Source organism: Saccharospirillum salsuginis, assembly GCF_014651855.1.
Classification (GTDB): domain Bacteria; phylum Pseudomonadota; class Gammaproteobacteria; order Pseudomonadales; family Natronospirillaceae; genus Saccharospirillum; species Saccharospirillum salsuginis.
The window spans coordinates 389,842-416,485 of record NZ_BMXR01000001.1 but is presented as its reverse complement, the minus strand read 5'-3'; the positions used below and the strand labels follow the sequence as shown (position 1 = coordinate 416,485).

At 59.1% G+C, this 26,644-nt stretch carries 21 protein-coding genes; 8 read left to right on the top strand and 13 right to left on the bottom strand.

Features of this window, described 5'->3' with window-relative positions:
- Positions 1-16 precede the first annotated feature (16 nt).
- Complete coding sequence (locus tag IE111_RS01790; protein ID WP_189606770.1) at positions 17-484, top strand: MarR family winged helix-turn-helix transcriptional regulator; 468 nt, start codon at positions 17-19, stop codon at positions 482-484.
- Between the two features lie 112 nt (positions 485-596).
- Here the strand turns inward: IE111_RS01790 and IE111_RS01785 are convergent, their stop codons facing one another.
- Positions 597-1,037, bottom strand: coding sequence for a YtoQ family protein (locus tag IE111_RS01785; protein ID WP_189606769.1), 441 nt, complete (start codon positions 1,035-1,037; stop codon positions 597-599).
- Positions 1,038-1,238: 201 nt separating this feature from the next.
- Between IE111_RS01785 and IE111_RS01780 the strand changes: the two genes are divergently transcribed.
- On the top strand, positions 1,239-1,607 hold the full coding sequence (locus IE111_RS01780) for a cupin domain-containing protein (RefSeq protein ID WP_229805116.1): 369 nt from the start codon (positions 1,239-1,241) through the stop codon (positions 1,605-1,607).
- Between the two features lie 45 nt (positions 1,608-1,652).
- The gene (locus tag IE111_RS01775) at positions 1,653-2,276 is read left to right on the top strand and encodes a LysE family translocator (protein WP_189606768.1); all 624 of its coding nucleotides are present in this window, start codon (positions 1,653-1,655) and stop codon (positions 2,274-2,276) included.
- A 170-nt stretch (positions 2,277-2,446) separates the two neighbouring features.
- Here IE111_RS01775 and IE111_RS01770 read toward each other — a convergent pair whose 3' ends face one another.
- The 5 genes from IE111_RS01770 to aceA all read right to left on the bottom strand — a co-directional run bounded on the left by IE111_RS01770 (position 2,447) and on the right by aceA (position 9,260).
- Positions 2,447-3,526, bottom strand: coding sequence for a lipase family protein (locus IE111_RS01770; RefSeq protein WP_189606767.1), 1,080 nt, complete (start codon positions 3,524-3,526; stop codon positions 2,447-2,449).
- A gap of 132 nt (positions 3,527-3,658) precedes the next feature.
- Positions 3,659-4,855: a hypothetical protein gene (locus IE111_RS01765; protein WP_189606766.1), complete on the bottom strand. Its 1,197-nt coding sequence runs from the start codon at positions 4,853-4,855 to the stop codon at positions 3,659-3,661.
- Between the two features lie 174 nt (positions 4,856-5,029).
- Positions 5,030-6,223 carry a M24 family metallopeptidase gene (locus tag IE111_RS01760; RefSeq protein WP_189606765.1) on the bottom strand — a complete coding sequence of 398 codons (1,194 nt, stop codon included), beginning with the start codon at positions 6,221-6,223 and terminating at the stop codon, positions 5,030-5,032.
- Positions 6,224-6,451: 228 nt separating this feature from the next.
- Positions 6,452-7,591, bottom strand: a complete 1,140-nt coding sequence (locus tag IE111_RS01755) for a HupE/UreJ family protein (protein WP_229805108.1) — start codon at positions 7,589-7,591, stop codon at positions 6,452-6,454.
- Between the two features lie 334 nt (positions 7,592-7,925).
- Complete coding sequence (gene aceA / locus IE111_RS01750; protein WP_189606764.1) at positions 7,926-9,260, bottom strand: isocitrate lyase; 1,335 nt, start codon at positions 9,258-9,260, stop codon at positions 7,926-7,928.
- A gap of 201 nt (positions 9,261-9,461) precedes the next feature.
- On the opposite strand from aceA, the gene IE111_RS01745 reads away from it, so the two are divergent.
- The gene (locus IE111_RS01745; protein ID WP_189606763.1) at positions 9,462-10,412 is read left to right on the top strand and encodes a LysR family transcriptional regulator; all 951 of its coding nucleotides are present in this window, start codon (positions 9,462-9,464) and stop codon (positions 10,410-10,412) included.
- Here the strand turns inward: IE111_RS01745 and IE111_RS01740 are convergent.
- Together IE111_RS01740 and IE111_RS01735 are read right to left on the bottom strand one after the other, a co-directional pair.
- Positions 10,409-12,130, bottom strand: a complete 1,722-nt coding sequence (locus IE111_RS01740; RefSeq protein WP_189606762.1) for a bifunctional protein-serine/threonine kinase/phosphatase — start codon at positions 12,128-12,130, stop codon at positions 10,409-10,411. The two genes, IE111_RS01745 and IE111_RS01740, sit on opposite strands and share 4 nt — an antisense overlap.
- 5 nt (positions 12,131-12,135) lie before the next feature.
- Entirely contained in the window at positions 12,136-13,608 is a 1,473-nt protein-coding gene (locus IE111_RS01735; protein WP_189606761.1) for a NarK family nitrate/nitrite MFS transporter, read from the bottom strand.
- Positions 13,609-14,237: 629 nt separating this feature from the next.
- Between IE111_RS01735 and IE111_RS01730 the strand changes: the two genes are divergently transcribed.
- On the top strand, positions 14,238-16,412 hold the full coding sequence (locus IE111_RS01730; protein WP_189606760.1) for a malate synthase G: 2,175 nt from the start codon (positions 14,238-14,240) through the stop codon (positions 16,410-16,412).
- A 457-nt stretch (positions 16,413-16,869) separates the two neighbouring features.
- Positions 16,870-18,579 (top strand): bicarbonate transporter BicA, encoded by a 1,710-nt coding sequence (bicA, locus tag IE111_RS01725; RefSeq protein ID WP_229805106.1) that lies wholly within the window; start codon positions 16,870-16,872, stop codon positions 18,577-18,579.
- 424 nt (positions 18,580-19,003) lie between these two features.
- On the opposite strand, the gene IE111_RS01720 is transcribed toward bicA, so the two are convergent.
- Entirely contained in the window at positions 19,004-19,954 is a 951-nt protein-coding gene (locus IE111_RS01720) for an alpha/beta hydrolase family protein (protein ID WP_189606759.1), read from the bottom strand.
- A gap of 102 nt (positions 19,955-20,056) precedes the next feature.
- Here IE111_RS01720 and IE111_RS01715 point away from each other — a divergent pair, with 102 nt between their 5' ends.
- Together IE111_RS01715 and IE111_RS01710 are read left to right on the top strand one after the other, a co-directional pair.
- A complete protein-coding gene (locus IE111_RS01715; RefSeq protein ID WP_189606758.1) occupies positions 20,057-21,115 on the top strand; it encodes a GlxA family transcriptional regulator in 1,059 nt (352 codons plus the stop codon).
- Between the two features lie 220 nt (positions 21,116-21,335).
- A complete protein-coding gene (locus tag IE111_RS01710; RefSeq protein ID WP_189606757.1) occupies positions 21,336-22,511 on the top strand; it encodes a GGDEF domain-containing protein in 1,176 nt (391 codons plus the stop codon).
- Positions 22,512-22,557: 46 nt separating this feature from the next.
- Here IE111_RS01710 and IE111_RS01705 read toward each other — a convergent pair whose 3' ends face one another.
- The 4 genes from IE111_RS01705 to IE111_RS01690 all read right to left on the bottom strand — a co-directional run bounded on the left by IE111_RS01705 (position 22,558) and on the right by IE111_RS01690 (position 26,405).
- Positions 22,558-23,856 carry a hypothetical protein gene (locus IE111_RS01705; protein WP_189606756.1) on the bottom strand — a complete coding sequence of 433 codons (1,299 nt, stop codon included), beginning with the start codon at positions 23,854-23,856 and terminating at the stop codon, positions 22,558-22,560.
- A gap of 108 nt (positions 23,857-23,964) precedes the next feature.
- Positions 23,965-24,417 carry a GNAT family N-acetyltransferase gene (locus tag IE111_RS01700; protein ID WP_189606755.1) on the bottom strand — a complete coding sequence of 151 codons (453 nt, stop codon included), beginning with the start codon at positions 24,415-24,417 and terminating at the stop codon, positions 23,965-23,967.
- Positions 24,418-24,774: 357 nt separating this feature from the next.
- Positions 24,775-25,206 carry a GFA family protein gene (locus tag IE111_RS24765; RefSeq protein WP_189606754.1) on the bottom strand — a complete coding sequence of 144 codons (432 nt, stop codon included), beginning with the start codon at positions 25,204-25,206 and terminating at the stop codon, positions 24,775-24,777.
- 236 nt (positions 25,207-25,442) lie between these two features.
- On the bottom strand, positions 25,443-26,405 hold the full coding sequence (locus IE111_RS01690; RefSeq protein ID WP_189606753.1) for a calcium/sodium antiporter: 963 nt from the start codon (positions 26,403-26,405) through the stop codon (positions 25,443-25,445).
- Positions 26,406-26,644: the final 239 nt, after the last annotated feature.

Sequence of the window (26,644 nt, the reverse complement as noted above, 5' to 3'; positions counted from 1 at the left end):
CCGGTTAATCTCTTTTATGTCAACCAAGTTTACAAGTGAAAGCCTGTCGCTCCCCCTGGCCCGTGAAACCGCGGCACTGACCGAGCGGATCATGGCTCGTCTGTGTCACCAGCTGTCCGACCAGGGGTTTGAAATGATTACTCCGTCTGCGCTGATCTTTCTCAGCAAGCTCGATTGCTCGGATGCCATCGCCTCCGTGCTCGCGCGGGAACTGGGCGTGTCCCGGCAACGCATTGCCAAAACGGTCAAAGACATGAAACAGGCCGGTTATGTTGAACAGGAGGTCGGTATCGGCAAACGAAAGAGTCTGAGCCTGACGGAAAAAGGACGCCGGGTAACGCTCAGCGCACGACGCCTGTTTTCGGAGCTGGATCAGGCCATTGTCAGCACCGATCCATCCATCCGGCTTAGCGAAACACTGGAAAGCGTTCGCCAGTTGGACGCAGTAATGGCTGACCTGAATGCCAAAGACCAGATCAGTTGAGACACCAAGGGCGGGATAGCGTTTCGGTTATCGCGTCCAGAGCCGCCTCAACCGAAACGCATTGCCAGAGACAGGAAGAAGGCGGGGGAACACCGCGTATTCAATTGCTCCGTTAAGCGGTCGTCACATATTTCAACACCTCCACCACCTGGGCCGGTGTTTGCGCCCAGGCCATGGCCGCCGCGTCCACTTCTTTCAACGGGTGAACAATGTCCTCGTCGTGCAGGGTGATGTAGGGCGTGCCCAGGGCGGCGCAATAACCGGCGTCGAAGGCCGCGTTCCACTGCTTGTACTTGTCGCCGAAGCGGATGACGGCGATGTCGCACTGCTCAATGTAGGTCTGGATCCGAATGGCATTCACCTTGGCGGACTGATGGTCGCGCCAGAAATTGTTCTCCGGCTTGCCCAGTACATCGCCCGCAGCGTCGCTGGATTCGTGGTGGGTGACCGGCGAGACGAACTCCACTGGCAGATTGGCTTCCTCGGCGGCGCTTTGAATCTGTTCGCGCCAGTCGGTGTGAATTTCACCGGACAAATAAACGGTCCACAGCATGATTTGGACTCCCTGGAAGAGGATGGGGGACGACCGCACGGGGTCGTCGTTTCGATGTTCTGTCATTGTCCACCTTTGACAGCCGGCCGCAAGGGGCGTATTCCTACCCATCCTCGGCGCTGACCGATAGGACGTTTGAGTTGTTTCAAGACAATCCAAGGCCAGGCGGGTGAGACTTGTACTGTTACAAAGGAGATCGCTGTGAAACCCAAAGTTATTAATTTTTCGGACAAACTGGGCTTGTTCAATGAACATTGGTCGCCCAAGGTCATCGCGGAGATGAACGACTATCAATTCAAGGTCGTCAAGCTGGAAGGGGACTTTGTTTGGCACAGCCATGACGATACCGACGAGACTTTTGTCGTGTTGGATGGCCAGCTGCGCATTGATTTCCGGGACGGACCGGTCTTTCTGTCGGAAGGTGAAATGTGCGTGATTCCCAAGGGCGTGGAGCACAAGCCATTCGCCGAACATGAAGTGAAGGCTTTATTAATTGAACCAAAAGGCGTCGCCAACACCGGTGACGAAGAAGTAACCGAATTGACGGCGGAAGACGATGTCTGGATATAGCCCGGTTCAAGGCTCACCGTCGCCCCGGTAACCCTGGAGGAAACCATGTTCGATGCCCAGACAATGGCTTTTCTGGCCGTGGCCGCCGCCCTGGCGATAACCCCGGGCGCCGATACGTTATTGGTGATCAAAAACAGTGTCCGGGCGGGCAGTCGGGCCGGCTGGGCGACCACCTGGGGAATACTGGCCGGTGTCATGGCGCATGCGCTTCTGTCGGCATTGGGGTTGTCGGTCATCCTGGCTCAGTCGGATCGACTGTTCTTTGTGATCAAGAGCCTGGGAGCTGTCTATCTGGTCTGGTTGGGGTGCAAGGCATTGTGGCAGTCGTCCCGGCCGTTACCGCATGCTGATCCCAATTCCGTACAGCTACCGGCGACAGCGGCCTTTCGGGAAGGGTTACTGACCAACGTACTGAACCCCAAAGTGGCGATTTTCTACATCGCCTTCCTGCCCCAATTCATCAGCGTGGGCGACCCGGTATTGGCGAAGTCGATTCTGCTGGCCAGCATTCACAATGGCTTCAGCCTGATCTGGCTGGGCGGATTGGTGTGGGCCTTGTCGCGCGGCCAACACTGGTTTCAACGGTCCGGAGTGCAGAAGGCGCTTGCGCGCGTGTCGGGAACGCTATTGGTTGGTATGGGCGTGAAGCTGTTTCTGACAGAACGTTGAGTTCTCATTGGTGGCGTTGTCTGTAGGCTAGCGCCGGCGGCCGGGTAGTCCTATACGGGGATGTGGGCCGCCAGGACGGCGGCCGTCAAGCCCCCATGGACGGGTTCACGGCGACCCCGAATAGGACTACCCGGCCGCCGGTGCGGGTTTAGCCACAATAGTGCAATTTCTTACCAGTTCAAAGTGTCGAACACATTGGCCGACATGCTCTTGCCGTCACCGCCTCGGATGACTTTCATGTCGTCCCAGTACCACCAGCTCCAATAGTTGTTCTCCGCGAAATCCACGGTCAAACCATTGAAATTCCGGTTGTTCACCACCGGCACCATCGTGCCCGAGGTCTGGTTGGACATGGTGTCGGAATGGTTGCTGTCCTCGCCCATGATGATCGGGAAATGATTGTACAGCAGACCCGAGGGCGACTTCGCAACGTAATCGATCTCGCCGGACATCTCGATGTTCGACGAACACGAATCCAGCGACTCCTGCAACACCGAACCGCAGGCACTGTGCAACGGCACGACACTGTCATCCTTGCCCAGAATAAACGGCTTGCTGGCACCCAGGTATTCAGAGCCGGCACCGACCATGCGCAGTCGCGGCACAGCGCTGTTATCGGTCGCGATGCTCCGCGCCACCGCCGGCTGCAAATCACGTACCACACCCAGTTCGCTCGGGCTGACATTCGTGTCGAGGAACCAGTTCACCACCGACGTGGCCGCGTTGCTGAAAATGTTGTCGCTCTCCACAACTGAAACGCCCAAGTCCGCCAGTTCCGTACCGCCACCGGCACCGGCGATGTCGAGTACCGTCAGCACCTTAACCCGGTCCGGACCGTAACCCCACTGCCACAGCCAACCGTTCAGATTGCGCAGCATGTACCGCGTCACCAGATCGCCGGTCGAGTGAGTGACGAAGACGCAACCGTTCAGGCAGGTACCGTTGTCGGCGAGGCTCTTCACCTGGTTGCGAATGTCATCGGCGATGCCGTCGCGTATGCGCTCGCCGCTGGACCAGTGCATCACCACTTCCGCGCGGTGCAGCCAGTATTCCTGCCAATACTCGGTGGCGTTCTGTTGCAGTGTCGACGTATCGGGATAAGTGCCCAGATGCTGGTATTGAAAACCGTGCACCAACACAACCGGTTTGCCGTTCAGCGTCGCCTGGGCGGCCAGGCTGAACAAACCGATCAGCAGCATCAGAGCGGTCCGACGCATCGGTAAGTGGGTCAGAGTCTTTCTGAATGTCATGATTCATTGCCCTTTGTTTTGTTGTTGTTGTCGTCACCCGACTCTATGCATCGGGTGTCCACGGGCGCTATCCCTGCGCGTTGCACCCACCGTTTGGCCGGTGGGGATTGGCGAACCGGTAAATCGGCTCGCTCAATTCGGGGAATCGGTACCGCCCAGACTCTCCAGAAAATCGAGTCGTTGTTGGGCCAGAGTGTCGGTCCAGGTGCTGTCGGCGTAGTCATTCAGCGGAAAACCGGTTACCGCGTACTCCGACCGTCGTGCCTGGCCGAATCGATCCGGCAGCGCATCGCCGCCCAGCCGTTCCACCTGAACATCACGCAGAACATAAGGGCCCGCATCGTTCAGATGCCGAAAGATCGCGCCCGAGGCGCGCAGTGTGAGCGGCGGGTGGTTCGGCGTCAGTGGCCCTTCGGTTTGCAAGTGGATCAACGGGGATCCGTCCTTGCTGTAGAGGTTGGCCTGAACGAAGTAGTAACCCGGAAAGTCGGTTTCGATCGCGAGCGGGATGGTCAGGAATTCACCCTCGACCCGAGAGGCACCGACACCTTCCAACACCGCGACCGGCGTCTCGTAACGAAAGGGCGCCACCACGGACAAGCGCTGTTCACCCACACGCGCTCGTACGGTCCATTGCAGCTCCATCGGCCAGTCTTGCCAGGCGTCGCTCAGGTCCACAGTTTGCGAGTGGTCGATGCGCGTGCCCGGGCCCACATGCAAGGGCAGTCGATACAGCTCATCGCCTTCGACGGTGGTCACCGTGGCCTGAACGTCGCTGATGAATGTGCCGCCACTGGTGGACAGATCCAGCGTCAATTGTTGACGGTCGCCCTTGAAGTACCGGTACTGGTCCAAGGTCACATTGGCCTGGTAGGTGCCGCCGTTTGGCGTCGGGAACGGCAGGCTGACGGTCTGGGGTTGATGCGGTTTATAACGCAGCAACTCGGCCGGGGATTCAATCGGTTGCGAAAAGGTGGGGAAACGATTTTGTTCGGCATAGGCCGCCGCGACCTGTTGCAAGGGTTGCTGCAGCATCTGCTCGAAATCGGGCTCATTGGCCGGCGCTGTGTCCGTCGAGGACGAACCGTCACGGTCCGCGCGAGTCAGCGGCTGTGACTCACGATCATCGGCCACAGGCTCGGGTGAAGCAGCCGGAGAGCGGGACGATGATCGACTTGTACGAACCGTTTCTTCGGGGTCGGCATCGACGGCCCTATTCGACACTTGCAACGTCGGGTCGCTCTCGGGTGTCGGGCGCAGAGCCGCCAGGCCGAGCACAGCGGTGGATATGACCACGGCTGAAGCCAGCAGTATCAATAGACGTTTCATGGCACTCGTTGTTGTTTTTGTTTGAGTAATTTTTGTACGTCGCGAGTCAATCTAGGGGAGGGTCAAGCGGGCGTCCATGTGAACCGGTGGTTAGCACCGCTTTGTGTCTTTGTCGTCAGCAGTGATCGGGAGGGGAGATGATTCTTGAGGGGCCTTCAAAAGTGGTGGGGCGATTCAACCCTCGCCCCGGATAAACGCCAGCCGCCCGTTGTTGTCGGTGATCGGCCGGGCGCCGTTGTCGGTCACGACCACGGTATCGCTCAGGCCAATGCCCCAGTGTCCCGGCCAGCGCAGGCACAACGGCAGGTGGAATACCATGCCCGGCTCAAAACACCGGTCCTGATCGAGAGCGATGTATCCGGTACCCTCGACCCAGCTGGGCGGAAAGCCCGCACCCACGGCGTAGCCGTAAACGCCCGAGAAAAACAGCCGGTCCCTGTGCTCGTCCAGAAGGGCAACGGCCGCCTTGGCGGCTTCGGCGAACGACTGACCGGGTTGCATCTCGCGCGTCAGAGTCTCGAACAAGCGGCGACACAGATCGGCCACGTCCATCATCGCCCGGCTGGGCGTGCCGACCACGGCGGTTTTCATCATCGGGGCCGTATAGCGCAGATAGGCCGCGCCGAATTCGAGGAACACCGGATCGCCTTCCTCAATGACATAACGTTGATGGTTCATGTGGATCACGCTGCTGCGCTGACCGGCGGTAACAATCGGCTGTATGCTCATAAACTCGCTGCCGGCATTGAGCATGGCCTCGGCGCCCGCCGCCGCGACGGCGTTATCGGTGATGCCGGGACCCAACACATCGAGCGCGGCCTGGATGCCCGCAGCCGTGATGCGGGCACTCACCTCCAGGCAATCGAGTTCCGACGCTGTCTTGATCAGCCGAACTCCATCGATCACGTCGCCGGCCGGTTGAAAACGCCCGGTACCGAGTCGCTGTTGCAACTCGTTCCACAACCCGGGCCGCACCGTCGGGCTCCACAAATCGATGCCGATGGTGTTGAACGGCGCCAATGCATCACACAGCGGTTCGACAACCGTGCCGACCCCTTCCCACCGGTAACCGATCACCTCGTCGACCCAGGCGGTGACCACAGCCGGACCGGTTTCGATCGAGGGCACTTGCAGAACCGTGCCTTGAGGGGAAAACACGAGGGCGACGTGAACGGAGACCTCGAAGGTGTTGTAACCGGTCAGGTAGTAGACATCACCCGGATCGGTGACCAGCAGGGCATCGACCCCGACCGATTCCATGGCCGCCAGGACGCGAGCGCGTCGCTGCCGGTATTCCTCGGGCGGAAATGCCAGTTCTTCGGCGTGGAGGGTTTGGTCGAGAGCGTGGCGATAGGCTTCGTGATCCATGGCGACGTCCTTTTCTCAGGATGACCGGGGTCGCGCACGGCGTGCGCTCCTACAAGGTAGCACACGCCACCCCACCCGTAGGAGCGCACGCCGTGCGCGACCCACAACGTTCAAACCAACACCGTCAGCCCCACCCGTAGGAGCACACGCCGTGCGCGACCCACAACGTTCAGGCCAACACCGTCCGCCTCACCTGTAGGAGCGCACTCCGTGCGCGACAAATAACACTCAGGCCAGCACCGTCCGCTCAACCACCCAATACGCCGCGATCACCGCAATCACCAACGACGCCGGATTGGTAATGTACGACCGATACCAGGTCTTGTTCCGGAACCAGATGCCCACCGCCAGGAAGCACAAAGCAATGACACTGAGCTGACCCAGTTCCACACCCACATTGAACGCCACCAGGCCGGTCACGAAATGCGATGGACTGAGGCCGATCTCGGTCAGCACACCGGCGAAGCCGAGGCCGTGCAACAGTCCGAAGCCGAACACCACGAACGGTCGCCATTTCGTCATGTCCTTCGACCAGATGTTTTCCACGGCGACGTAGACAATCGACAGGGCGATCAGCGGTTCGACGATGGACGGCGACAGGTTGACGATGCCCAGCATGCCGAGCGCGAGTGTCACAGTATGCGCCAGCGTGAAACTGGTGATTTGCCACAACAGCGGTGAAAGGCGGGTGCTCAGCAGGAAGAGGCCGACCACGAACAGGATGTGGTCCAGCCCCTTGGGCAGAATGTGTTCGTAACCGATGACCAGGTAATTGACGAAAATCTCGCCGGCACTCTGGGTGGCCCCGGTGATGTCGATCGACTCGGCCCGGTCCCCGGCCTGCAGATAGACGGTGTGGATTTCCTCACCTTGCGGACCGTTCACACGCAGGGCGTTGGCGCCGTAGGATTCGGCCCAGAACCAGCTCAGTTGGGCCGTGCCGGCCGGTATCTGGCCACTCAACCGAATCACCGAGTCCCGGGCCAGGTCCAGATCGCCCACCGGCGGGATATCGGCGCCCTCGACATTCGGAGTGAGGCGTTCACCGTCGGCCCTCAGGTCGATGTTCCGGACCAGGGTCGGTGCGAAGTCGTTGAACCGGGTGCTCAGTTCGGCCGGTGGCAGTGCGCGCAATTCGTTGTAGGTCGCCGCGTTCGGCGATTCGTCTGTGTCCGAATGTTCCGGGCTGATGTCGGCCATCAAGGCTTCCAGATTGACGCGAAGTTGCAGGTTATAAGTCTCGTCCTCCTGCACGGTCAGATCGATGATGGCCGGGCGGATTTCATGGGCCTGAGCCGGCAAGAAGAGTAACAGGGCGGTCAGCGCCAGCAAGCCTTGAATGAACCCGGGTCGGATACGGAGATTCATGAATCGGTCCTTGTCGTTTGTTCTGAGGGATCCAGGCATGATTCCACAGTGCGGAGCCCGGATAAAGCGGTTGGATACGGGACAGGAGTTCGAAAGGATCACCGGGCATGCCCGGTAGTCCAGTAGGGTGGGCACCGCCCACCATGAATCAGCCACCACGAATACCGATACAGTGTCGATGGATCCGTCTGGCGGTCGAAAAACCGGCGCTGGTGGGCGGTGCCCACCCTACGAGGCAGGGTTCGCAGGCAAAAAAAGGGCGCCAAAGGCGCCCAAAGTGACTTGCTTACGTCAGTCGGGAATGTGACTGAAAGGCGGAAGCCTCTCGGGCTCCTCAGGCAAACTGCTCTTCCTCAGTAGAGCCGGTCAGGGCGGTCACGGAGGACGAGCCGCCTTGAATCACATTGGTCATGTCGTCGAAGTAGCCGGTGCCGACTTCCTGCTGGTGCGCGACAAAGGTGTAACCCTTCTCGGCATCGCGGAATTCCTGCTCCTGCAGTTCGACGTAGGCGCTCATGTCCTTGCGGGCATAGGCGTGCGCCAGGTTGAACATGGAGTTCCACATGTTGTGGATACCCGCCAGGGTGATGAACTGGAACTTGTAACCCATGGCCGACAGTTCGGTCTGGAACTTGGCGATGGTGGCGTCGTCCAGGTTCTTCTTCCAGTTGAAGGACGGGGAGCAGTTGTAGGCCAACAACTGATCCGGGTATTCCTTGCGGATGGCTTCGGCGAATTTACGGGCCTCGTCCAGATCCGGCTTGGCGGTTTCACACCACAGCAGGTCGGCGTAGGGCGCGTAGGCCAGACCGCGGGCGATGGCCTGGTCGATGCCGGCCTTGACCCGGTAGAAGCCTTCGGCCGTGCGCTCACCGGTCAGGAAGGGCGCGTCGTACGGGTCGTGGTCCGAGGTCATCAGGTCCGCCGCGTTGGCGTCGGTGCGGGCCAGCAGAATGGTCGGCACGCCTTCGACGTCCGCCGCCAGACGGGCCGCGGCCAGTTTCTGTACCGCTTCCTGGGTCGGCACCAGCACCTTGCCGCCCATGTGGCCGCACTTCTTAACGGAAGCCAACTGGTCTTCGAAGTGCACACCGGAGGCGCCGGCGCGGATCATGTTCTTCATCAGTTCGTAGGCGTTCAGCACGCCGCCGAAACCGGCTTCGGCGTCCGCGACGATGGGCGCGTAGTAGTCGATGTAGCCTTCATCTTCCGGGTTCTTGCCGGTTTTCCATTGGATCTGGTCGGCACGCTCGAAAGCATTGTTGATGCGGCGAACGACTGTCGGTACGGAGTCGACGGCGTAGAGCGACTGGTCCGGGTACATGGTCTCTGAGCTGTTGGCGTCCGCTGCGACCTGCCAGCCGGACAGGTAGATGGCCTGGATACCGGCCTTGACCTGCTGAACGGCCTGGCCGCCGGTCAGGGCGCCCATGGCGTTGACGAAATCTTTCTCCGGGCGGAACGCCGGGCGACCGCCTTCGTTGATCAGTTGCCACAGCTTCTCGGCGCCGCGGGTGGCGATGGTGTTATCGCGCTTCAGCGAGCCGCGCAGACGAACAACGTCTTCAGCGCTGTATTCGCGCTTGACGTTCTGCCAGCGCGGATTGATGTCCCAGTCTTTCTGGATGGCTTCGATTTCGGCCTGGCGATTGTATTGTCCGGTAGTCATGGCTCGTTCCTCTTATTGTGGTGGCGGTAGTCCGCTGTTGTTCTAATGGGCCGCCTTCGTGTTGTGCGCTGTGCGACCATGACTTCACCTTAATTCCGGACTCTGGATTTGACCAATTTATAGTTCTTATTTTCAGTATTCATTTGGTGAATGTAGCCTCGATCGGTATCATGGCGCCGAAAAGGCACTTGAGGACCCCGGATGCAACTGAGCCGAATCGACATGAACCTGCTGGTGTACCTGGACGTGCTGCTGCGCGAGCGCAGCGTGACGCGGGCGGCGGACCAGCTGGGCATCAGCCAGCCGGCGATGAGCAACGGCCTGCGCCGGTTGCGAACCCTGTTCGACGACCCGCTGCTGATCCGCACCAGCGAGGGCATGACGCCGACCGAACGGGCCCAGCAACTCGAACCCATGTTGCGCACCGTGCTGCAGGACATCGAACGCGCCATCCAGCCGCGTACCGATTTCGACGCGGTCGGCAGCAGCCGGGTGTTCCGCATCATGGTCAGCGACTACGCCGAATCGACGCTGATCCCGCCGCTGTTGCGCCGGCTGCGGGAAATGGCGCCGAACATCATTCTGGACCTGATGACGCCTTCGGACGTGAGCTTCCTGGACGTGGAACAGGGCAAGGTCGACATGGTCATCAACCGGTTCGACGACATCCCCCAATCCTTCCACCAGACCACCGTCTGGCGCGATGATTTCTGCTGCATGGTGAGTGTCGATAACCCCATCCTCGATAACTTCAGTCTGAAGAACTACCTCAAGGCCCAGCACGTCTGGGTGAGCAAGACCGGTTACGGCGTCGGGGTCGGCGTCAACCCGTCGGACGTGCAGCGCCTCGGCTGGGTCGACGAAGTACTCGGCCAGTTGGGCAGCAAACGGCGCATCACCGTGTTCACCCGGCATTATCAGGCCGCCATGTTGCTGGCGGAGCAGAACGACCTGGTGGTGACCATCCCGTCGCGGGCGGCCTTGTTGCAGTCGCACAATGACCGGTTGGCGGTGAAAGCGCCGCCGTTCGAGATTCCGCCCATTCAGTTGAAGATGGTGTGGAGCCCGCTGTTGCATCACGACCCCGCGCACCGGTGGATGCGGAGGTTGATTAATGAAGTGGCGGAGGAGGTGCCGGCGCCGGAGTTTTAGTAGGACCACACCAAACTCGCGACCAACGCCATCAACAAAATCGCACTGATGCCCTGCCACAAGAGCACCGGGTTCCGCTCCGCCAGCGGCAAACTCTGATCCGGCATTAACCTCGGGTTGGGCGTTTTCAAATCGCCCACCCATTCGGAAAAACTCTCGTACCGCCGCCGTGGGTCCAATTGCAGCGCCTTCCGTAACGCCCCATCCAGCCAAACCGGCACCAGCGGGTTGAGCTCGTAGGCCGGCGTGTAGGTCAATCGGGCGAACGACGCCGGCGACGCGGCGTTTTCATACTTCTCACCGTAAGGGTGCTTCCCGGTCAACATTTCATAGGCCACCAGGGCCACGGAAAACTGCTCCGACCGTTCCGACCCCCTACCGGTCAACGCGTATTCCGGAGCGCTGTAGCGCGCCGTCCCCAAAGCGCGTTCGCGTTCGATCGGTACCTGGATTTCTTGAATCCCCGGAATCCAGCACGAGCCGAAATCGACCAGGGTGACGTGGTCGTCGTTGTCGATCAGCAGGTTGTCCGGCTTGATGTCCTGGTGCAGCGTTTCCTTGCGGTGCAACGCCCGCACGGCTTTGACGATGTGCTCGACGATGGCGACCACGCGGTTGATGTCCGGTCGGGTGTGGTCGCGAATCCACTGCGACAGCGGCACGCCGGGCACGTATTCGGTCAGGTAGTAGAGGCGGGACGGCGCCTGCTCCGGGTCGACCTTGCGCACCACATTCGGGCTTTGAATGCGCGCGGCGATCCACTCTTCGAGCAGGAAGCGTTCGATGTAGGCCGGGTCGTCGTCGAAATTGACCGAAGGGGTTTTCATCACCAGATCCCGGTCCGGCCGGTCGGCATGGCGCACCCGATAGGTTTGACTGCGGGTGCTTTCGTGCAGGATCTGCTCGACGGTGTAGCCATCGATCGATTGCCCCACCGACAGCGGTGGGGGAAAAGGCAGGCGACTGAGCGATTCGAATTGAGACCGGTCATCGAGCCCGAGGCTGTCGACCCGAATCAATTGGCAACTGAGGTTATCATCGCTGCCGCGAGTCAGTGCGGTCTGCATCAGTTCGGACGCGCAGCCGTGCAGGGGTTCCGGAAGGCCCGCCAGCCAGTCGGTTAACTCGGTGTGCGCGATCACATCGTGAATGCCGTCCGTGGTCAGCAGGAACAGATCCCCGGCTTCCAGATCGAGCACGCGGTAGTCGATTTCCAGGTTCATCGTCATGCCCATGGCGCGGGCCAGATAGGTAAGGTCCCTGCGGACCCGAACCTGGTGGTCGGTCGTCAGTTGTTCCAGCGAACCCTGGCGCAGCCGGTACACCCGGCTGTCGCCGACATGGAACAAATGCGCCTGGGTGGACTTCAAAATCAGCGTCGACAGGGTGGTGATGTAACCGCCCTCGTCGGCCGAGCGTTGGCCCTGGCTGCACAGCCATTGGTTCAACGCCATCAGCACCTTATGGGCCGAGTGTTTGACGGTCCAGGAATCCGGCGTGCAGTAGTAGTCGCTGAGAAAACCGGTGACGCAGGCTTCGCTCGCCTCTTTGCCGGCGGTCGCGGCGCTGACCCCGTCGGCGATAACGGCGCAAGCCCCTTTCAGGGCAAGCGCATCGTCGTCCGGAATGCGGATGCCGATGCAGTCCTCGTTGCGCGGTTTCACGCCCCGGTTCGACGCCTGGTCGACCGACAGCCGCAAACGGTTCCCCAGTACCATGAAATTCAGCCAACCTCGATCAGTTGCACGCGCCCGTCTTCGGTGACCTCGGTCATGTGGCCCTTGGGTTCCTCCAGGAACTGAACCGCCACCAGACACAGCGCCGCCGCACCGGCGATGGCGAGGAAAAAGGTCGAGGCGTCGACGAACGAATACATGGTCAGGAACATCACACCCCCGACATTACCATAGGCGCCGACCATACCGGCGATTTGCCCGGTCATGCGGCGCTGAATCAGCGGCACCATGGCGAACACGGCGCCTTCACCGGCCTGCACGCAAAACGAGCAGCACATGACCGCCAGCACCGCCACCGGAATCGCCCAGGCGGTATCGATCTGACTCAGCACACAATAACCGATGGCCAGACCGCCGATCAGAATGGTCAGCGTTTTCTTGCGCCCGAACTTGTCTGACAGCAAACCGCCGCCGGGACGCGCCAGCAGATTCATCACCGCGAACGCACCGCCGAGTAGACCGGCCAGTACGGGCGAGACTGCAAAGGTTTCCATAAAGAACGCCGGCAGCATGGAAACCACAGCCAGTTCGGAACCGAAGGTCACGAAATAGGCCCAGTCGAGCACGGCTACCTGCTTGAACCGATAGCGCTGCATCTCGGGCACACCGTCGCGCAGCGAATCCTTGTTGACGCGATAGATCTGGCTGAGCTGCAGACCGAACAACGCCACCAAACCAAGATACAGCCAGATCGCCGTGGTCTGGGTCAGCAGGCCGACACTGGCGGAAGACAGCTTCCAGGTCAGCAACGACAACGCGACGTACATCGGCAGGTTCATGGCGATGTAGAACCAGAAATCCTTCCAGGTCGAGACTTCCAGCCCACCGCTTTTCTTCGGCTTGAAATAGGTCGACCCCTTCGGCGTGTTGCGCACCTGCCTGTAGAACACGACGCTGTAAATCAGCGCGATCACGCCGGTGGTGGCGATGGCGTAACGCCAACCCTCGTCACCGCCGTACACGTAAGCGGCGAGCGCCGGCACCGTCCAGGCCGCGGCCGCGGAACCGAAGTTCCCCCAGCCGCCGTACACGCCCTCGGCCACACCGACCGTCTTGGCCGGAAACCACTCGCCGACCAGGCGAATACCGATGACAAACCCGGCCCCGATAAACCCGCACAAAAAGCGGAACAAGGCCAACTGCTCGTAACTGGTCGAGAACGCAAACCCCCAACACAGCAATGCCGACACGGCCAATAACAAACTGAACACCGCACGCGGACCGAACCGGTCGACCAGCATGCCAATGACAATGCGCGCCGGAATGGTCAAGGCCACATTCAGGGTCAGCAGCGCTTTCCATTGATCGTTGGTGAGATTGAACGCCTCGACGATGAACGGCTTCATCGGCGCGTGGGAAAACCACATCACAAAGGTCAGGAAAAAGGCGAACCAGGTGAAATGCAATGTACGTATGGGCGCTTGCGACAACGCAAACACATTCATCCGATCGGAAGACATGGATTCCTCGCTCTGAAAAATAGTGGACACAATCAGGGGAAAAAGGCCCGGCGTTGGGCACAGATGTAGGCAGGTGTGGCCCGACGTATCTCAAGTTTCGTGCCAGGGTGGGGTAGGGCATTGGGGGGTGAGGGATTAACCCGCAGTGTGGCGGTGGTTTTGGTGGGGTGAGTCTGTGAATGTGTTGGGAAATGGTGGACGGGTCGGGCGATTCGAATGCACCAATGTGTGCCGAAACAGAAGCCCCCAACCGAAGCGTTGCACCATACTGGTTCCAGGCTGGCACCACCTGTAGGGCAGAAGAGGTGGAGCCGATATCTGCCGTGGGTAGAATACCGGACCTAAGTATCCGCCATTGCCACCGTATAAACGGCAGATGTCGCTGTCGCTCTTCTGCCCTACTTTATTGCCCTACATTTCACACCAAAATCATGAGATACTGCGCATAACTTGACCGAACGACCAGGAATTTCGCTCATTCAGCATTCACAACCTGAATACTGACTATCACAACGATAAATTAGCGAAATTTCGCTGAAATCCCTAAACTCGGACTCGACAAGAATAACGAGGTCGGCCATTTTTCATTCGAAACGGTCGTCCCAGCCGAACCGAAGAGGCCTATCCCTATGACAGAACGGACCCAAGAAGGCGGCTTGCAGATCGCCTCCTCCCTGCATCGACTGATCAACGACGAAATCGCCCCGGGCACCGGCATCTCCCCGGCGCATTTCTGGCAACAGTTGGAAGCCATCCTGACCGACCTGGCGCCGCGCAACGAACAACTGCTGCGCCATCGCGACACGCTTCAGGCCAAAATCGATGCCTGGCATTCCGAACGCTCGGGCGAGCCGCACGACGCGGCCGCCTACAAAACCTTCCTGGAAGAGATCGGTTATCTCATTCCCGAAGGCGACGACTTCACCATCACCACTGAAAACGTCGATACCGAAATCGCCGAACAGGCCGGTCCGCAGCTGGTAGTGCCGGTCAAGAACGCCCGGTTCGCACTGAACGCGGCCAACGCCCGCTGGGGCAGCCTGTACGATGCCCTCTACGGCACCGATGCGATTCCCGAGACCGACGGCGCCGAAAAAGGCTCCGGCTACAACCCCGTGCGCGGCGAGAAGGTTATCGCCTTCGCCCGCCAACATTTGGACCAGGCCGCACCGCTGGCCGATGGCTCCCACGTTCAGGCCCGGGCCTACCGCATTCGCGATGGCCTGCTGAGCGTCGAACTGACCGACGGCAGTGAAGTCGGCCTGGCGAAGCCGGAACAATGCATTGGCTACCAGGGCGATGCGGAACAACCTTCGGCCGTTCTGTTGAAGAACAACGGCCTGCACATCGAAATCCAGATCGACCGCGACAGCCCGATCGGCAAGACCGACGCCGCCGGCGTTAAGGACCTGCTGGTCGAAGCCGCTTTAACCACCATCATGGACTGCGAAGACTCCGTCGCCGCCGTCGATGCCGAAGACAAGGTCGAGGTGTATCGCAACTGGCTCGGCCTGATGAAGGGCGACCTGAGCGAAACCTTCGAGAAGGGCGGCAAAACCCTGACGCGTACCCTGCATGCGGACCGCGAATACACCGCCCCGAATGGCGAGACCGTCACGCTGCACGGCCGCAGCCTGATGTTCGTGCGCAACGTCGGCCACCTGATGACCACGCCCGCCATTCTGGACCAGCACGGCCGCGAAATTCCCGAAGGCATTCTCGACGGCATGGTCACCGTGCTGGCCGCGCTGCACGATCTGAAAGGCAACGGCAAGGTCAGCAACAGCCGCACCGGCAGCGTGTACATCGTTAAACCGAAGATGCACGGTCCCGAGGAAGTCACCTTCTCCGTCGAACTGTTCGAGCGCATCGAGCAGGCGCTGGGCTTGGCCGAGAACACCCTGAAAATCGGCATCATGGACGAAGAGCGCCGCACCACGGTCAACCTGAAAGAGTGCATCCGCGCGGCGAAAGCCCGCACCGTCTTCATTAATACCGGCTTCCTCGACCGCACCGGCGACGAGATCCACACCTCCATGCTGGCCGGTCCGATGATCCCGAAAGCCGAAATGAAACAGAGTGCCTGGATCGGCGCCTACGAAGACAACAACGTCGACGTCGGCCTGACCGCCGGCCTGCCGGGCAAGGCGCAAATCGGCAAAGGCATGTGGGCCATGCCGGACGAAATGGCCGCCATGCTGGAGCAGAAAAAAGGCCACCCGCTCTCCGGCGCCAACACCGCCTGGGTACCGTCGCCCAACGCCGCCGCCCTGCACAGCGTGCACTACCACCAGATCGATGTGGCCGAACGCCAGCAGGAACTGCGCAGTCGCGAACGCGCCAGCCTGGACGACATCCTCACCATCCCGCTGCTGACCGACCCGTCGCGCCTGTCGGCGGACGACATCCAGAAAGAACTGGACAACAACGCCCAGGGCATTCTAGGCTACGTCGTCCGCTGGATCGACCAGGGCGTCGGCTGCTCCAAAGTGCCGGACATCAACAACATCGGCCTGATGGAAGACCGCGCCACTCTGCGCATCTCCAGCCAGCACATGACCAACTGGTTGCACCACGGCCTGTGCAGTGAAGAGCAGGTCATCGAGACGCTTCAGCGCATGGCCAAGATCGTCGACCAGCAAAACGCCGGCGACCCGACCTACACCCCAATGGCGCCGAACTTCGACGACAGCGTCGCCTTCCAGGCCGCCAAAGCCCTGGTGCTAGAAGGCCGCGAGCAACCGAACGGTTACACCGAACCGTTGCTGCACGCCTACCGCCAAAAGGCCAAGGCGAAAGCCTAAGCCGAGGGTTAATACACCCTGTAGGGCAGAAGAGGCTCAGCCGATATCTGCCGGGGAAGCATACCAGGCCAATGGCCAACCCACCGCCTCGGTGTGCTCCAGTAGGGCAGAAGAGCGACAGCGTTATCTGCCGTGGGGAGTATATGTTGCCGTTGGATAGGCCATTGGCAGAGTATTCTCCCACGGCAGATATCGGCGTAGCCTCTTCTGCCCTACGGGTGGATATCGAGCCGGTGGATAGGCCGGTGGCTCGGTGTTCTTTCCTTGGCAGATAACGCTGTCGCCCGATGTGTCGGACCACTTCTGCCCTACGGTTTATCTCACTACCCACCGGCTAGGTATGCTACCTCCGACAAAAAACGCCTTCGGCTCATCCACCCTACAACCCCACGATTCAACACCCTCCCACCGATTATTAACAAACAGGACAAAGTGTATCCGCGCCTGATGAATGCGGATGGTCGCCGCATCCCTTAGACTCGGCGATTCCGATGTTTTGTTACCGATTCTCAAACCCATGCAGCTGTTCAACGACATTCGATTCGACAACCTGAAAGGCGACATCTTCGGCGGTCTGACGGCGGCGGTGGTCTCGTTGCCCATGGCGCTGGCCTTTGGTGTGGCCTCCGGTGCCGGCGCCGAAGCCGGTTTGTACGGGGCGGTGCTGGTCGGTATGTTCGCGGCCCTGTTCGGCGGCACCTCCACCCTGATCTCCGAACCCACCGGTCCGATGACGGTCGTGATGACGGCCGTACTCACCACCTTGATCGCCGACAACCCTGAAAACGGCAAGGCCATGGCCTTTACCGTGGTCATGATGGCGGGGGTGTTCCAGATCGTGCTCGGCACGCTCAAGCTCGGCAAATACATCACCATGATGCCTTACAGTGTCGTGTCCGGCTTTATGTCGGGCATAGGGATCATCCTGGTGATTCTGCAATTGGCGCCGTTCCTCGGCCACCCGAGTCCCGGCGGCGGGGTGACGGGCACGCTGGCGGCGTTGCCCGGCATGCTGATGTCGATCAAACCGGTCGAATTCATTCTGGGCGCGGTGACCCTGGGCATACTGTTCTTCGCGCCCAAACAATGGACACGCTACATCCCCGCTCAACTGATCGCCCTGATCGTGGGGACGCTGCTGTCCTTGACCGTGCTCGGCTTTTTCGAGATCCGTCGCATCGGTGAAATCGATCTGGGCCTGCCGTCGCTGATCGTGCCCACCTTCAGTTGGGCGCAATGGAACCAGATGATCGTCGACGCCCTGGTGCTGGGCACCCTCGGCTGCATCGACGCCCTGCTGACCGCCGTGATCGCCGACAGTCTCACCCGTCAGGAACACAAATCCGACAAGGAACTGGTGGGTCAGGGCATCGGTAACCTGGTCTCCGGCCTGTTCGGCGGGCTACCCGGCGCCGGCGCCACCATGGGCACCGTCGTCAACATCCAGACCGGGGCGCGTTCAGCGTTGTCCGGCGTGGTGCGGGCGCTGGTGTTGCTGGTCGTCGTTCTGTGGGCCGCCAAATTGACCGAAAGCATTCCGCTCGCGGTGTTAGCGGGCATCGCCGTGCGGGTGGGCATCAACATCCTGGACTGGAGTTTCATGAAACGCGCACACCGCGTCTCCTGGAACGCCACCCTCATCATGTACGGCGTGATGTTTCTCACCGTCTTCTTCGACCTGATCGTCGCTGTAGGCCTGGGCGTGTTCATCGCCAACGTCATCACCATCGAACGGCTCAGCCGCGAACAAACCCGCAACATCAAAACCATCACCGACTCCGACGACGCCATCGCCCTCGACAGCGAAGAAAAACACCTGCTCGACAACGCCCAGGGCAAACTGCTGTTGCTTTATTTGAGTGGCCCGATGATCTTCGGGGTATCGAAAGCCATCGCCCGGGAGCACACCGCCGTCATGAACTGCACCGCCATGGTGGTGGACATCAGCGACGTGCCATTGGTGGACGCAACCGTATCGCTGGCGATCGAAAACGCCCTCAAAGACGCCGTGGAAGCGGGCAAGGACATCTTCATCGTCCGCCCCGAACAGGAAACCTCCCGCTTCCTGGAAGGCGCCGGCGTCTACGACATCGTCCCGAAAGACCACATCTGCGCCTTCCGAGTAGAAGCGCTAAGACTGGCCGCCAACGCCATACGCAAAGCCTAATCGCCGTAAACCAAAAAGTAGGGCAGAAGAGGCTACGCCGATATCTGCCGCAGGGAGAATACTTTGCCAATGGCGAATCCAACGGCTCGGTAACCACCCGTAGGGCAGAAGAGCGACAGCGTTATCTGCCGTGGAAGAATACCGGGCCACCGGCCTATCCACCGGCCCGGTATCCACCCGTAGGGCAGAAGAGGCTACGCCGATATCTGCCGGGGGAGAATACCTTGCCAAAGGCGTATCCAATGGCAACTTATACTCCCCACGGCAGATAACGCTGTCGCCCGATGTGTCGGACCACTTCTGCCCTACTTTTCATCTCACTACCTATCGGCTCGGTTTCCTCCCCACGGCAGATATCGGCAAAGCCTCTTCTGCCCTACGGTTGGGTATCCTCCGCACGGCAGATAACGCCCCACAAACATCCCTACAACCGCTCCCCAAAAAACCGGGCAATCTTCTCCACCACCCCGTCATCCTTCAACACCCGATAATGCCCAAGCCCCCGGGTAAAATGCGTCTCCGCCCCGGTCCAATACCCGGCGGTCAATTCAAAATCCGCCCAATCGACTTCCTCATCCTCCCGATCGGCCACCAACAACCCGTTCGGTGTCAGGACCTGTCGCGCGAAGTCATGATTCAACCGATCCCAAATCGCCACCGGCTCCCCGAGCCAGGTCTCCGCGATCTCGATCGAATACGCCGTCAGTTCATGCTTGAACGCCCGCTTCACCCGGTCCGACAGTCCAATAAACCCACTGAACCGATCCACCATGGCCTCAATGTTCAACCCGGGCGACACCAGGGCCAGATACCCGGGCTGCAAACCCTGCTCCAACGCCTGCACCACCGTCTGACAGCCGATGGAGTGAGCGATTACTCCCGCCGGGCGGCCGAGCTGGTCCTGAATGGCGAGCAACACCTGCACGAACTCATACAAATGAGTCGACCGGCTCGGGTTCAGGCCGTGTCCGGGCAGGTCGAACAGGCACACCTGATACCCCGCCTCGACCAAAGGGCCGACCAACTGCCGGAACTGGCTGCCACTGCCACGCCAGCCGTGCACGCCCAGAATGACCGGTGCCGTAGGCGGCCCCCAGCAATGCAAATCAAGCCCCTCCGGACCAATGTGCATCGGAATGCGCCGGTCCGCGCTGTTCCAGAACGCCCGGGTGCGTTCACCCGGACGGCCGTGTACCGGCGTGAACCACATGCGGTTCAGCACCCGGCCGGCGCTGACTGGTGACACCCAACCCAGAACGTTCAGGGCCGAGCCGAGCGCGCGGTAGCGTTTGGGCATCGGGCGGCTTTGCCGGGTTCCGGTTTCGGGCGAGCGGGTCGACAGTTGGTCGTTCGTCGCGGTGCGGTGCAAGGTCATTCAAGGCTTCCTCTGCAATCTGTGACGGGTCGCAGTGTGCGCCTTGCCGACCGGAGCAGTAAGTGTCATATTTGACATCTTACTGGCGAAAAGGGTCATCCCATGAAAGTCGTGATTCTGCTGACGGACCGCTGCGCGGGCTCCCTGGCGGTCAGCCTGGTCGACGCGCTGATTACCGCGAACTACTGCCACATCAAGTCCGGCGCCGAAGAACCCTTGTTCGAATGGGTGCTGACCTCCATGGACGGAAAGCCCGTCATGCCGTTCAACGGCATCCCCCTGACGCCGGACTGTGCCATCGAAGCGGTCTACCGGGACGACAGCACCCCGGTGGAAGACCAGATCTGGGTTGTCCCGTCGATTTACGACGCCGTCTCCCGCCAGCACAAGATCGCCGACGCACTAGAGCGTCTGACACCGATGACCGAGGTCGTCCGCCATCACTACCAGCGCGGCGGCCTGCTGGCCAGCTGTTGCACCGGCTCCTTCCTGCTCGCCAGCGCCGGCATTCTGGACCACTACCCCGCGCTGATGCACTGGCGCAGCGAACTGAACTTCAAGCGGCTTTTCCCGCATCTGAAAATCGACACCCGCTCACCGCTGGTCGATTACGGACGCCTCGTCTGCACCACCGGCGGCGCCCAAAGCTGTCATCAACTGGTGATCCACCTGGTGGAGAAATTCCACAGCGACACCCTGGCGCTGGCCGTGGCGAAAATGCTCCAGGTCGACCGCTACCCGACGCCACCGGTGGTCTACGGCGTAACCGACGACGACCCGGGGCACAACGACGAGAAAGTGCGCATCGTCCAGGCCCGGTTCCGGGAAAACCTGCACAAGCCCATTTACATCGAGCACCTGGCCGAGGATTTGAACATCAGCGAACGACAACTCGTCCGCCGGTTCCGCCAGGCCACCGGCCTGTCACCGCTGAAATACTTGCAGAAAGAACGCCTGAAACGCGCCTGTCAGCTACTGGAAAACAGCCGTCTGACCTCGGCGCGTATCGCGCTGGAAGTGGGCTACCAGGACGAGAGCAACTTCCGCCGGTTGTTCAAGCGGGAACTGGGGATGACCATGGAGCATTATCGCAGCCAATTTGGCGGGGCGAGGGTGAGTGAGGAAAAGCTGAGTGAGGAAAAGCAACCGGCCCGTTTGTGAATTCCTAAAAAGGACAACGAAGGTCATGGATCACTCCCATTTATTGAGCGACCTCTAAGGTTTGTAAGGGTTTACCTTTCAGACAACACAGTCCGCGATTTTGTGCTTTACTTCAGGTAGAGCGTTGTTTTGATGGGCAATAGTGTGAATGTACAGTCAAAGGCTCTTAATTCAGTCGGTTATGTAATCCGATCGAGGTATGTATTCGGCGGGGCCGTGAATGCCTGAGCCGAATGCGCCCGATATCCGGCACACTCATGACGTGAATCGAAAGATGGGCTTTGTTCACCGTTTATGGTGGAGGTTCGTAACCGTTAACGGGTATTTGACCGAAGAGGATCCCGAATACCGTCGTCTTTACCTGATCAACGTCATGCTGCTGTTCACCTTGATGGTGACGGTCACCTTTACCCAGGTTCATCTATTCTGGACCGGTATCACCGCCCTGATGGCGTTGAACCTGATCGGTTTTGTGGCCACCCTCTCGGCGACCGTCTATTTGAGGGTCAGCCACAACCTTGAAAGAGTGGCCACCTTTCTGAATGCCATCGCTTTCGGAGGGTTGGCGACCTATCTCGTCTTCAGACAGGATTCCAACCAAGTATATTTATGGGCGGCCGCCTATTTCCCGTTTGCTTTTTTCCTGAAGGGCCGTCGTGTCGGTGGTTATTTCGCGGGTGCTTTTTATGTTCTGGTCGTGGCTGGTGCGACGGTGAATTTCACGCTGATCGACCCGGTACCCACAACGACGCTGATCCGTACACTGCTGAACATATCGACCAGCCTGCTCGCGGTCTGCGGTATGCTTTACTATTACGAAGCGACGCGGGCCGATGCAATTCAGCGGCTTTCGCGTGCCAGCGACGAGCTATTCACATTATCGACGACCGATGCGCTAACCGGGCTCTATAACCGCCGGTACTTCGACGATGTACTTCCGGTGATGCTAGCCAGAGCCCAGCGGGATGGCGAGCTACTGTGCATGCTGATTATCGATGCCGACTATTTCAAAGCCTATAACGATTACTACGGTCACCCTCAGGGCGACCAGGCGCTGAAAACCATTGCGAATGTCATGACCGATGCGCTCAAGCGGTCCAGCGACTTGGCGTTTCGGTTGGGTGGAGAGGAATTCGGCGCCTTGTATACCGTCAAGGAGCCCGACCAGGCGAAAACCCTGGCTGAACACATCCGAACAGATCTGGAACGCCAGGCCGTTCCTTCCCCGAAAAGTTCGCTGGGGAAACTGACGGTATCCATTGGCCTGCGGCTGTTCGATGGTTCGGTTGAGACCAGTGAGCTTTCGGCCTGGGACTTGGTGTCCGAGGCGGACCAGGCTTTGTATCGGGCGAAAAGCCAGGGCCGTAACCGAGTGGTTGTTTATCGGCCCGAATAAAGACTCAATCGACCGTGCATCGGAGCGTATTTCGCTTTGCGCAGCCTCATGGGCTGCGCGCGAGACGCTTGCTCAGGGTTTCGATGACCGTCACACCCACAAACCCGGTGAGTGCGCCCGTCAGGAAGGCCCCCGCCTCCGTACTCACGACAAAGACCGGCAGCGCGAGATAACCGACCCCCAATACCCCGGCGACATAGGCGATGATCGCTACCGCCAGGCCTTCAGCGATGCGGGCGCCGCCGGACCCGGACGTCGCTTGCTTGCTGAAACGCCTGGAATAGCCCCCAAGGGCGCCGCCGAACAGGGCGGCCAGCACCGGCCCAATGGGCCATTGTTGCCGAATGGTCAGGGTGTCCGAAAGCGGACCGGCGGTCACCCGTACGGTCGCATCCGTCATGCCGCGCGAGCGGAGGGTGAACTGTGCTTCACCGTCTTCCAGGGTAAGCGTGGAAGGGTCGGGCACGGCGGTGCCTGAGGTCACTTCAACGGTCGCGGTTTGACGGCCCGTCGTGGTTGCTGTGGAGCCGTCGGGCCGCAAGCGAAGCACCCGCACAAGCACTTCGTCCAGGCCGAGACCGGTCATTGCATCCCGGACCGGTCGCAACTCAATGCGGGGCATGGCGTCCAGCGGAAAGTCGATGTCGGTAATGGCTGAACGCAACTCCAGTACCGGTTGCTCGGTGGTGGGGAGAAACAGAAAATCCAGATGTTTTTCGTTCTCGATACCGGCGCGCTCAAGCGTGACGGCATCGAACGGCTCGGCGATCAGGCCCCGAAAACCGAATTGAACGGTGACGGGTTGTTGCAGCGCCGCGTTCTCGGGCAGGTTTTCGCCGCGCAACCCCAGCGACAGCCGCATTTTGTAGCGGTTCAAATCGTCCTGCCAGACCGCGGGCGTCGGGCTCGCCTCCAACGTGGGCTGAAACCAGCCTTCGGAGACGGACGAATCGGCCCCGTCAAACCGGGTAACGGCGACACCGCCCGGCAGATCAACCGCTTCCCGAGTCAACTTCAGGGAGACCGTTTCGGCCGGACGAACGATCACCTGAGTCTCCGGTCGGGTCCGATCCGCCAGGGAATAGGTGCCGTCGTTCTGTAACCGGGGAGACAAGGCTTCTCGAGAAATAGTACGACCCTGGAAGTCCGTGATATTGACCTCCAGCCCCTCGAAATCGGGCCGCTCGATGATCTGCTGCAATTGCGTTGCAACAGCCGGGTTGTCGATGGCCAGAGAGGGCCTGTTGATCAGGGTAGATTCCTCCGCCGACGCCGGTACCGAAAAAAGCGCGGGCAGGATGGCAATGATGAATCCGGGCAACAACCGCCACGCAACCGTTTCCACGACAATCCCTCCTGGACAGTGTTTGCGGGCAGTATAGCCGGGGTTGGCGAGGTCGCCACCTCGGTCCGTGATGGCGGGCTGGTTGCTCTGACTTGCGATTTGTAGGGGCTAAATCGGTTTCCTGAAAAATACTCGGTTAAAGCCGGCTTCGAGTCTGCGGTCGACCTCGATATATCCCATCCTGGTGTACATGGCCAGATTCTCGGTCATTACCTCATTGGTATACAGTTCCACGGCTTTGTACCCGGCATTCAAAGCGTGGTGCTCAACGTGCTCGATAAGCCGCTTTCCAACACCTTGGCCGCTGCACTCCGGCCTTACAGCAACACTCTCAAGGTGGAGATGGTCGCCTTTGGGGTAGAACACTACATAGCCTGCGAACTGTGAACCTAACGTTGCTACGTCTACATAGCCATTGGTGATCTGAATACCAAATTCGGCACTCATTGGTGCAGGTTCTCTATCCATGCGCTCGACATACTTCGCATACGCTTCGAGTGCGCAGTTTTGAATGTCCGGTAGATCGGTTGTTAGTGCTGGACGAATTTCAACTGTAGTCATGATCGAGTCTTCTTTCTGTTACTGTGGTTTGTACGATCTTGCCTATTTATTAGCTCTAACCAAGCCAAACCCGACCAGAATGGACAGAACACCCGCAGTTGTGGAGCCGATCAATATACGGGAGCCGAAGAACCACGTATTCCCTGAGACGGAACCCACCGTAATGTAATGCTGTACAATGATGGCCCCCAATATCACAAAGTAAGTGACTGGTACTGCAATCAGAAGCCAAGTAACAACTTTCACTTTTTGCTTCATGACATTCTATTTTGTGACTTTTTCTTAAGCATATAACGCGAGCAACAGTGGCCAAGCGAAGCGAGGTCCTGGCTCGCAGGGCTGAACTGCTTGCAATTGCTATTCATTCGTTTCTCTGACCTTTGCCTCACTTCCAGGCCATGACTTATATTGAGGAAGTCCGTCAGTAATTTCATACCATGAAGCCTTTGAGGCTGTGAATATATTTGCTTCAGGTTTCGACTCCACGCCCTCCAGAGCCCCTATTGCAATACCAATTACATTGGGCCTATCAGCGTAAGTACTATGGAGCGGAGACCCACAGACTTTACAAAAAAACTTGGTGACGTTTTCCGAGGATTTGAAAGTTGAAAGGCAATTCTCCCCGGAAAGCAATTTGAACTGCGAAACATCGATTGATGCCCTCGTCCTGAACGGGGCACCGTGCCATCGACGACATTTAGAACAGTGGCAATTGTAGACAGCACCCAGTTGCCCGGAAATTTCATATGAAACTGCTTCACAAAGACACTTCCCCTGGATGTTGCTCATGACACTGCTCCGAATGCATTACAGTTTATTCATCTTCAACTGCGCCTCTTATTCCGGCACATTGCTGTTGTGACGATATCATACAGAATTGACCTAGCCCAGTAACCACGGTACCTGCAGGCTTTTACAGGGCACTCCATAACCTGATATCGACTTGCATGGACACTCACTCTCAAGCTTGATGATCTGCTGCAATTGCATTGCAACAGCCGAGTTGTCAATGGCCAGAGAGGAGATCATGTGCCGAATATCGTGAAACTGAGACTTACATATACACCGTAGCCGAGCAAGAGCAGTGCTCCTTCGAGCCTGCTAAGCCGACTGCCCGTATATAGAAAAAGCAATAAAATCAGCGATGTCCCCAGCATTACCCATTGATCAAACTGAAGGATTCGCTCATGGACTGGAAGCGGCTGTAGCAACGCGGAAAATCCGAGTATTCCCAGGAGATTAAAAATGTTGCTGCCCAGGACATTACCGATAGCTACATCGGCATGCTTGCGGAATGCCGCGACAACTGAAATCGAAAGCTCGGGCAAAGACGTGCCAACCGCCACAAGGGTCAATCCAATCACAGCTTCTGAGACGCCAAGCGACTCGGCTATTCCCACGGCTCCTTTTAGTAGTACTTGTGAACCGGCTATCAGCAGGAACAAGCCCAACATAACCGCCATAACTATCCAGAGCGCTGTTCTTGGCAAAGAAGTAACTTCCTCCCCTTCAGCTATGTGTAGTCCTGCGGAAGGCGCCTCTCCCGAGCGTTCCGTCCAGTAGGCCCAAATCAAATAAGCGGCGAGCCCCGAGAGCAATATGGCAGCATCAGATGTTACCAAGTCATTACCACCGACAAGAACTAGAAACAAAATGCTTGCCGCGACAACTGTGACGCTGTCGCGTCGCAGTACGAGTGGCTTTACAGCGAGAGGCGTTATCAGTGCGCACAGGCCAAGAATCAGCAAGATGTTGCCTATATTGCTCCCTACGACGTTTCCGATGGCGATGTCGGGCCGCTCATTAAGAGCGGCATCGATTGAGACCACCAACTCCGGTGCAGACGTACCGAAACCGACGATCAATAAGCCGCTGAGCAGAGGTGAAATGCCCAGCCGATGTGCTGCGGCCAGAGATCCTCTGATCAGAGCCTCTCCACCACCTGTTAAAAGCAATACCCCAATAGCAACGAACAACAAGTTCAACATATTCTTTGGTTTCCGGTAACGAACTCAATAAAATGGTTGCATCAGTTTGGATGACCTCTCTTCGTATAGCGGCCGCGCTTAGCAAGGTCCTGCGTAAGAAGTGCCCCTTTCCCGGGATACCCATGCCAACACTTGAACCAAACCTGACTGCTCTGTCAATGTAGCGGGTTCTGTGGAAATATCAGGGGTGAGAAAAAGTAGTTGTCGACCGGTGAACGACTCCCTTCAAAGGCGTCGTC

What these genes read in the sequence shown, in the direction of transcription:
- IE111_RS01785 (WP_189606769.1), bottom strand. Translation starts at nt 1,037, where the DNA reads ATGCTGTGGACCGTTTATTTGTCCGGTGAAATTCACACCGACTGGCGC.
- IE111_RS01720 (WP_189606759.1), bottom strand. Translation starts at nt 19,954, where the DNA reads ATGACCTTGCACCGCACCGCGACGAACGACCAACTGTCGACCCGCTCG.
- IE111_RS01730 (WP_189606760.1), top strand. Translation starts at nt 14,238, where the DNA reads ATGACAGAACGGACCCAAGAAGGCGGCTTGCAGATCGCCTCCTCCCTG.
- IE111_RS01700 (WP_189606755.1), bottom strand. Translation starts at nt 24,417, where the DNA reads ATGACTACAGTTGAAATTCGTCCAGCACTAACAACCGATCTACCGGAC.
- IE111_RS01715 (WP_189606758.1), top strand. Translation starts at nt 20,057, where the DNA reads ATGAAAGTCGTGATTCTGCTGACGGACCGCTGCGCGGGCTCCCTGGCG.
- bicA (WP_229805106.1), top strand. Translation starts at nt 16,870, where the DNA reads ATGGTCGCCGCATCCCTTAGACTCGGCGATTCCGATGTTTTGTTACCG.
- IE111_RS01760 (WP_189606765.1), bottom strand. Translation starts at nt 6,223, where the DNA reads ATGGATCACGAAGCCTATCGCCACGCTCTCGACCAAACCCTCCACGCC.
- IE111_RS01770 (WP_189606767.1), bottom strand. Translation starts at nt 3,526, where the DNA reads ATGACATTCAGAAAGACTCTGACCCACTTACCGATGCGTCGGACCGCT.
- IE111_RS01710 (WP_189606757.1), top strand. Translation starts at nt 21,336, where the DNA reads ATGCCTGAGCCGAATGCGCCCGATATCCGGCACACTCATGACGTGAAT.
- IE111_RS01745 (WP_189606763.1), top strand. Translation starts at nt 9,462, where the DNA reads ATGCAACTGAGCCGAATCGACATGAACCTGCTGGTGTACCTGGACGTG.
- IE111_RS24765 (WP_189606754.1), bottom strand. Translation starts at nt 25,206, where the DNA reads ATGAGCAACATCCAGGGGAAGTGTCTTTGTGAAGCAGTTTCATATGAA.
- IE111_RS01790 (WP_189606770.1), top strand. Translation starts at nt 17, where the DNA reads ATGTCAACCAAGTTTACAAGTGAAAGCCTGTCGCTCCCCCTGGCCCGT.
- IE111_RS01765 (WP_189606766.1), bottom strand. Translation starts at nt 4,855, where the DNA reads ATGAAACGTCTATTGATACTGCTGGCTTCAGCCGTGGTCATATCCACC.
- IE111_RS01740 (WP_189606762.1), bottom strand. Translation starts at nt 12,130, where the DNA reads ATGGTACTGGGGAACCGTTTGCGGCTGTCGGTCGACCAGGCGTCGAAC.
- IE111_RS01775 (WP_189606768.1), top strand. Translation starts at nt 1,653, where the DNA reads ATGTTCGATGCCCAGACAATGGCTTTTCTGGCCGTGGCCGCCGCCCTG.
- aceA (WP_189606764.1), bottom strand. Translation starts at nt 9,260, where the DNA reads ATGACTACCGGACAATACAATCGCCAGGCCGAAATCGAAGCCATCCAG.
- IE111_RS01735 (WP_189606761.1), bottom strand. Translation starts at nt 13,608, where the DNA reads ATGTCTTCCGATCGGATGAATGTGTTTGCGTTGTCGCAAGCGCCCATA.
- IE111_RS01755 (WP_229805108.1), bottom strand. Translation starts at nt 7,591, where the DNA reads ATGAATCTCCGTATCCGACCCGGGTTCATTCAAGGCTTGCTGGCGCTG.
- IE111_RS01690 (WP_189606753.1), bottom strand. Translation starts at nt 26,405, where the DNA reads ATGTTGAACTTGTTGTTCGTTGCTATTGGGGTATTGCTTTTAACAGGT.